Source organism: Myxacorys almedinensis A, from assembly GCF_010091945.1.
Lineage (GTDB): Bacteria > Cyanobacteriota > Cyanobacteriia > Leptolyngbyales > Leptolyngbyaceae > Myxacorys > Myxacorys almedinensis.
The window spans coordinates 1-5,810 of the sequence record NZ_WVIE01000053.1 but is presented as its reverse complement, the minus strand read 5'-3'; the positions used below and the strand labels follow the sequence as shown (position 1 = coordinate 5,810).

The 5,810-nt window shown below is 49.8% G+C and carries 9 protein-coding genes and 3 pseudogenes; 4 read left to right on the top strand and 8 right to left on the bottom strand.

Features of this window, described 5'->3' with window-relative positions:
* Nucleotides 1–187 precede the first annotated feature (187 nt).
* The 4 genes and pseudogenes from GS601_RS24065 to GS601_RS22500 all read left to right on the top strand — a co-directional run.
* Nucleotides 188–523 (top strand): annotated as a pseudogene (locus GS601_RS24065) (NAD(+)--rifampin ADP-ribosyltransferase); the annotation flags it as partial.
* A complete protein-coding gene (arr, locus tag GS601_RS24060; protein WP_338017118.1) occupies nt 515–922 on the top strand; it encodes an NAD(+)--rifampin ADP-ribosyltransferase in 408 nt (135 codons plus the stop codon). The pseudogene GS601_RS24065 and the gene arr, both read left to right, overlap by 9 nt.
* Before the next feature lie 51 nt (nt 923–973).
* Nucleotides 974–1,129: a hypothetical protein gene (locus GS601_RS22505; protein ID WP_162425530.1), complete on the top strand. Its 156-nt coding sequence runs from the start codon at nt 974–976 to the stop codon at nt 1,127–1,129.
* A gap of 9 nt (nt 1,130–1,138) precedes the next feature.
* The gene (locus GS601_RS22500) at nt 1,139–1,354 is read left to right on the top strand and encodes a hypothetical protein (RefSeq protein WP_162425529.1); all 216 of its coding nucleotides are present in this window, start codon (nt 1,139–1,141) and stop codon (nt 1,352–1,354) included.
* 74 nt (nt 1,355–1,428) lie between these two features.
* On the opposite strand, the pseudogene GS601_RS22495 reads toward GS601_RS22500, so the two are convergent.
* The 8 genes and pseudogenes from GS601_RS22495 to GS601_RS24015 all read right to left on the bottom strand — a co-directional run.
* Nucleotides 1,429–1,641 (bottom strand): annotated as a pseudogene (locus GS601_RS22495) (transposase); the annotation flags it as partial.
* 126 nt (nt 1,642–1,767) lie between these two features.
* Nucleotides 1,768–2,124 carry a ribulose bisphosphate carboxylase small subunit gene (locus GS601_RS22490; protein ID WP_162425527.1) on the bottom strand — a complete coding sequence of 119 codons (357 nt, stop codon included), beginning with the start codon at nt 2,122–2,124 and terminating at the stop codon, nt 1,768–1,770.
* A 52-nt stretch (nt 2,125–2,176) separates the two neighbouring features.
* Nucleotides 2,177–2,587 (bottom strand): RuBisCO chaperone RbcX, encoded by a 411-nt coding sequence (gene rcbX / locus GS601_RS22485; RefSeq protein WP_162425526.1) that lies wholly within the window; start codon nt 2,585–2,587, stop codon nt 2,177–2,179.
* 118 nt (nt 2,588–2,705) lie between these two features.
* Nucleotides 2,706–4,136 (bottom strand): form I ribulose bisphosphate carboxylase large subunit, encoded by a 1,431-nt coding sequence (locus tag GS601_RS22480; RefSeq protein WP_162425525.1) that lies wholly within the window; start codon nt 4,134–4,136, stop codon nt 2,706–2,708.
* A gap of 463 nt (nt 4,137–4,599) precedes the next feature.
* Nucleotides 4,600–4,863 (bottom strand): type II toxin-antitoxin system RelE family toxin, encoded by a 264-nt coding sequence (locus tag GS601_RS22475; RefSeq protein ID WP_162425524.1) that lies wholly within the window; start codon nt 4,861–4,863, stop codon nt 4,600–4,602.
* Nucleotides 4,856–5,134: a hypothetical protein gene (locus GS601_RS22470; RefSeq protein WP_162425523.1), complete on the bottom strand. Its 279-nt coding sequence runs from the start codon at nt 5,132–5,134 to the stop codon at nt 4,856–4,858. The genes GS601_RS22475 and GS601_RS22470 overlap by 8 nt, the downstream gene beginning before the upstream one ends.
* Before the next feature lie 166 nt (nt 5,135–5,300).
* The gene (locus GS601_RS22465) at nt 5,301–5,546 is read right to left on the bottom strand and encodes a hypothetical protein (protein WP_162425522.1); all 246 of its coding nucleotides are present in this window, start codon (nt 5,544–5,546) and stop codon (nt 5,301–5,303) included.
* Nucleotides 5,530–5,688 (bottom strand): annotated as a pseudogene (locus tag GS601_RS24015) (BrnT family toxin); the annotation flags it as partial. The pseudogene GS601_RS24015 and the gene GS601_RS22465, both read right to left, overlap by 17 nt.
* Nucleotides 5,689–5,810 lie beyond the last annotated feature (122 nt).

Here is a 5,810-nt window from a genome sequence, read left to right as displayed (position 1 = left end):
AACCCCAATGCACCCGACCGTTGAGAGGTTGTCTGTCAAAGTTCTAAGCTATCTGCGGCGGGTGATTGGGAACGTTATGCGGCTCAATTAACGGGTTGGTAAGGTTGCCTTTCGACAGCTATTGGAAAGATGGATTGGTCGTCAGGGAGAGTTATGACTGTTCTGTGATTTCAATGCAGCCAACAGTATGAGGAACGAACCGATGGTAACTATCGACGACCTGAGTTCGCAGCAGTTCTATCACGGCACAAAGGCAGACCTGAAGCCAGGAGACCTGATCGAGTCCTGCAATCCCCCGGATGTTGGTGAGCGGGATAGCATGGCAACCTATACCTACCTCACCCCCAATCTGGATGCGGCCATCTGGGAGGCAGAACTGGCGATCAGCGAAGGTCACAGCAGAGTCTACATTGTGGAGCCGATCGGTTCGATTGAAGATGCCCCCGAACTGACGAATCAGAAGGCTCCGAAGCATTTGTCGATGTTATGCCGCTCCCGCGAGCCGTTGCGGGTTATGGGCGAGGTAACAGAGTGGACTCTTTATCATGGCACACGGGCAGACCTGAAACCGGGGGACTTGATCGAACCTGGCTATTACTCGAACTACGGTCAGCGGCAGAAGGCAACCTACGTTTATCTAGCTGCCACCTTGGATGCGGCAATCTGGGGGGCTGAACTAGCCCTCGGCGAAGGACGCGACAGAATCTACATCGTGGAACCAATTGGTTCGATCGAGGATGACCCCAATGTAACGGACAAGAAATTCCCCGGTAATCCAACGAAATCATATCGCTCGCGGGAGCCGCTGCGGGTCACGGGCGAGGTTATGGATTGGCAGGGACACTCCCCAGAAGCGCTCAAGACCATGAGGGACAACCTTGAGCGATTGAAGCAACTGGGTGTTGAGGCGATCGAAGACTGAGTATTGTTACCCCGAAGGTGGTCAGTGATGAAGAGTTGAAGAATTCGGCTGATGCAGTTTCTGGCAACAGAACTGGTCAAAGAGGAAGATGCCAACTTCTTTGTTGAGAACCAAGAGTATTCGGTCTGGTCGCCCTATAATTCCTCTGAGGCTGCCAATGTTGTCATGAATCTTCTAGCGACAAAACAACAAGAAAAGAATGGTTGACGCTCAGAGTTGACCTTAGAAGAGTATGGGCGTGCGATCGCGCTGCACAAAACCCAATTAGATGATTACAACCGTACCCTTTCTGCCATAGAGCAACTTGCGATCGCGGTAGATGCTTCTGAGAAAGCATTAAAAGATCTCAGTGAGCGAATGCTCTTAGGCGTAGGTGCGCTGTATGGCAAAGACAGCTTCGATACTCTGATAAATCTACTTCCTCCTCCTTAATTGTTCTCATGAGTCGCTTGGCATACCCGTTTTGCCATGCCGCTCCAACATCCGCCATGCTGATCTCAAGCCGATGTTGATTGCCCTACCAACCGCTCCAGTTCCGCTATCCGCTGCTGCTCTCCCTGAGTCGTTTCGCCGCGCTCAAAGATGCTGCTCGCTTGCTCTAAAAACTCTTTGCGCCACCGATTCAGCACGTTTGGATTCAGCTTGTGTGCTCGACAAAGCTCACTTACCGCTTTCTCTCTGCTCACCAATTGCAAGACCACGTTTGCCTTAAATTCTGCTCACAGACCGTCAGATTCCCAGCAGAAACGAGGGAGGAAAATAATCTTCCTCCCTCGTCTAAGGCTCAAACTGCTCAGGTGCGATTTCTGCGAAGTTTTGCTTTGCGCGATCGCACCCTTTACTAATTAATAACGGTAGCCGCTACCGCTATTGCCACTTGCACCTGGCTTGTGAACGATGAAGCTCATTACCTGACATTGCTTAATGTTGTCAAATGCCACAACGCGAATGTAAGAACCACCGTACTCAGAACGGCACTGTTGCACTTCATTTAGCACTTCTTGAGGAGAAGTTGCGTTAAACAACGGCAACTTCCACATCGTCCAGTAATACTCTTGGGGAGTCGGAGCTTCTGAAAACTCGATACAGGGGAAATAGCCCTGATCTAGCGTGTACTGAATCTGACGCGCAATTTGAGCATCGGTCAGAGCAGGCAGATAAGAAAACGTTTCGTAACGTTGTTCGATAGGTAAGGTTCTCATGAATTCCCTCAGATCGTGTGAAGTGAATAAAATGTTAGTAACAGAATCGACATCAAGGCGCTTCAGGCTCCTCTGATGCGATCGCATCGGAAGACTCTGGAGGCGACGAAGTTTCATCACTCAAGTCAATTTGCGTCATCCGCTCCAATTGCTGTTTGCGCTGCTCCATATTTGCCTGCTGCATACCACTCTGCAACAGTTCCGGCAAATAATCTGCAATCTCACTCGCTAAATGTTCTCTCACCGTCAAGATTCTAAACGCCAGATCTGGCTTCTCCAAAAACAGGCGTCTCAAGAACTGCTCTCCATCTTGAATGCTTTCCCGTGAGGAAAACTGATGTAGCCAGTACGCTCGTTTTGGTTCAGTTTCATCTAGCTGCTCTAAAACAACTCGCACAGCCCGATACGTCAGATAGCTAATCAGCGTCTTGGTCGTGTCTTTCGCAATTTGCTTAAGATCCATAGGGAAGGGATGAAGTAGGAGAAAAGAGGGATGAAAGGAAGAATAACAGGATCATCCTTCCTAATTCATCTTTCCTAACGTAGCGTTATCGCAGGCATGCTTCATCCTTTAACGTGCATCAGATCGTGTCTTGTGCCTCAAACTCGAACTTGATTTCCTTCCACAGTTCGCAAGCCGCAGCAAGTTCAGGAGACCAACGGCACGCTTCACGGATGATGTCTCCACCTTCACGCATCAGGTCGCGACCTTCGTTACGCCCTTGAACGCACGCTTCGAGCGCTACACGGTTTGCCGTTGCACCCGGTGCGTTACCCCAGGGGTGACCCAACGTACCGCCACCAAACTGAAGCACCGACTCATCGCCGAAGATTTCCACAAGCGCAGGCATGTGCCACACGTGAATACCACCAGACGCAACTGCCATCACACCCGGCATTGATGCCCAGTCTTGGGTGAAATAGACCCCGCGTGAGCGATCTTGCTCAATGTAGTTTTCTCGCAGCAAATCGATGAAACCAAGGGTAACAGCCTTGTCACCTTCGAGCTTACCGACAACGGTTCCGGTGTGGATGTGGTCTCCACCCGACATCCGCAGGCACTTGGCCAACACGCGGAAGTGAATACCATGATTCTTCTGACGGTCGATCACGGCGTGCATAGCGCGGTGAATGTGCAGCAACACTCCATTATCACGACACCAGTGCGCCAGCGAGGTGTTGGCGGTAAAGCCACCCGTCAAGAAGTCGTGCATGATGATCGGCATTTCGAGTTCTTTCGCGAACTCAGCCCGCTTCATCATTTCTTCGCAGGTTCCAGCCGTCACGTTGAGGTAGTGACCTTTGACTTCGCCGGTTTGGGCTTGGGCTTTGTGAATCGCGTCAGCTACGAATAAGAAGCGATCGCGCCACCGTTGGAAGGGCTGCGAGTTGATGTTCTCGTCGTCTTTGGTGAAGTCCAAACCACCACGCAGACACTCATACACGGCACGACCGTAGTTCTTTGCAGACAAACCAAGCTTCGGCTTAATCGTACAGCCCAACATCGGACGACCGTACTTGTTCAATTTGTCGCGCTCAACCTGAATCCCGTGAGGAGGTCCTTGGAAGGTCTTCAAGTAAGCAACTGGAATCCGGAGGTCTTCTAGACGCAACGCTTTCAGCGCTTTGAAACCAAAGACGTTACCGACCAAGGAGGTCAGCAAGTTGGTGACCGAGCCTTCCTCAAATAGATCGAGGGGATAAGCGATGTAGGCGATAAACTGATTGTCTTCGCCGGGAACAGGTTCGATATCGTAGCAACGTCCCTTGTAGCGATCGAGGTCGGTGAGGAGGTCAGTCCATACCGTTGTCCAGGTTCCTGTCGAAGATTCAGCGGCGACCGCAGCACCCGCTTCTTCGGGAGGAACGCCAGGCTGAGGAGTGACCCGGAATGCCGCCAAAATATCTGTATCTTTGGGAGTGTAGTCGGGGGTGTAATAGGTCAGTTTGTAATCCTGTACCCCGGCTTTATACCCAGATTTCGACTGAGTGCTAGTTTGAGCGTAAGACATTTATGTCCCTTCCTGTAAAAAATTGTTCAAGACCTTACTAAGCAAACATCACCAAGAGTGACCAGGCGAATAACCTACTCTTAATTCTTTGGCGATAGGGCGTTGCGATCGTCACGGATCGTCACTATAGATCAGCTTGCCACCTTCATGATCCCCAAGAGGGAATCAGTTTTGTTAAGTGCGTTCTGATCCGGTGTTTAGGTGTGGACTTTTCAGAATCATATCAGGATCTCGATTCGGTTCGATTGAGACATTCTGTAGCGATTGATAACGACAGCTAATCGATCCCGAAATTTTGAGAAGTTTTGTTGCGCTCGATTTCGCTTAATTAAGTCTGTAGAAAATTAGAACATTTCAGGCTACATAGAGGATTAGCGCGAAGTTTTGGACGATCGGGTACATTGGAATTATGCGGCGTTTCTACGGGCTTATAATCGCCGTGGCTGGGTTGTCCAACCCACCTTTACGGTTCATACGCTTCACCGCGATGAGCGATCGCTACAACAAACACCTGAACCAATTCATCGTCTACCGAATAGATCACCCTGTAGTCTCCCATACGATAGCGATAGTAGCCTGCATAAGCTCCCTTGAGAGCTTTGATGTTAGGGTGTGAGCGGGGAGTTTGCTCTAGCTGCTGCAAACATCGGGCGATTTTCTTCGCTAGGGATTTGTCGGCATTGGTGTAAGCTTTTTGGGCATCGGGGTGGAGAAGAACCTCATACATCGGAGCGGAGGGTTCTCCAACTAGTGTACTGGGCTTTAGGGGTTGCTTGATTGTGCTGAACTCGCTCTAGTAATCCAGGAATTGCCAAAAGTTCTTGAGTCGCAGTTTCGCTTTCGGCATTTGCTAAGTAAGCTGCAAAGTCAGCAAGCACCCGTAATCGCTCAGGCGATAGTTGTTTGAGTAGGTCATAAAGCTGGTTCTGCAACTCAGCCACAGATACCAAATCTGATGACGAGCTATCGCTCGTTGGGGAATTATCTGTTGTATTCATTGCCTGCTTCGCAGTTGCAAGATTTATTATCCATTGTAAGGCAACCAATTGTGGAGACTGTTATTGCTTGTCCGAATGCGATCGTAACCCTTGGACTACTACCCTGTGCGAAGGCATTCTTCGAGGTCAGTGGCGCTAGTAAGATTAGAACTCCTACCAACAGCCTTTATTCCGTCTGCTGCGTCGCAGGGTTGGGCTGCTGGTGCTGGGCAACCTGAATCAATAGTCGCAATGCTTCATTTACTGCTGCATCATTGGGGAACGCTTGGGCAACATCAGGATCTAGAAGCACTAAGTTTGTCCCTGTATGATATCGCTCAACATACTTGCCCCTAACACCTGCCCGCATCTGAGCGAAGTTGTACTCAGAACGTAATTCGTCTTCCATTTCGTTCTCAACTTCCTTCTTCATGAAGCCTTTTCTCCTGGCGGGTTGCTTTTCGGGCACTGATGATTCGTACCTTTTCTCCTCGGTCAGTATATGCAATAACTAAAAGTTGCCCAAACTGGGATACACCAATGATAACGTAGCGATTTTCTTCAATGGAATGATCAGGATCTCTGACCGAATTGTTAGGTGGCGATGCTGGTACACAAAATGGTAGTGCTCAAGATGTAATGATAGAGGAGTAGAGTTTCTTGGTGTTCTCCTGCCATGCTTGCCTGCCCCATTTGT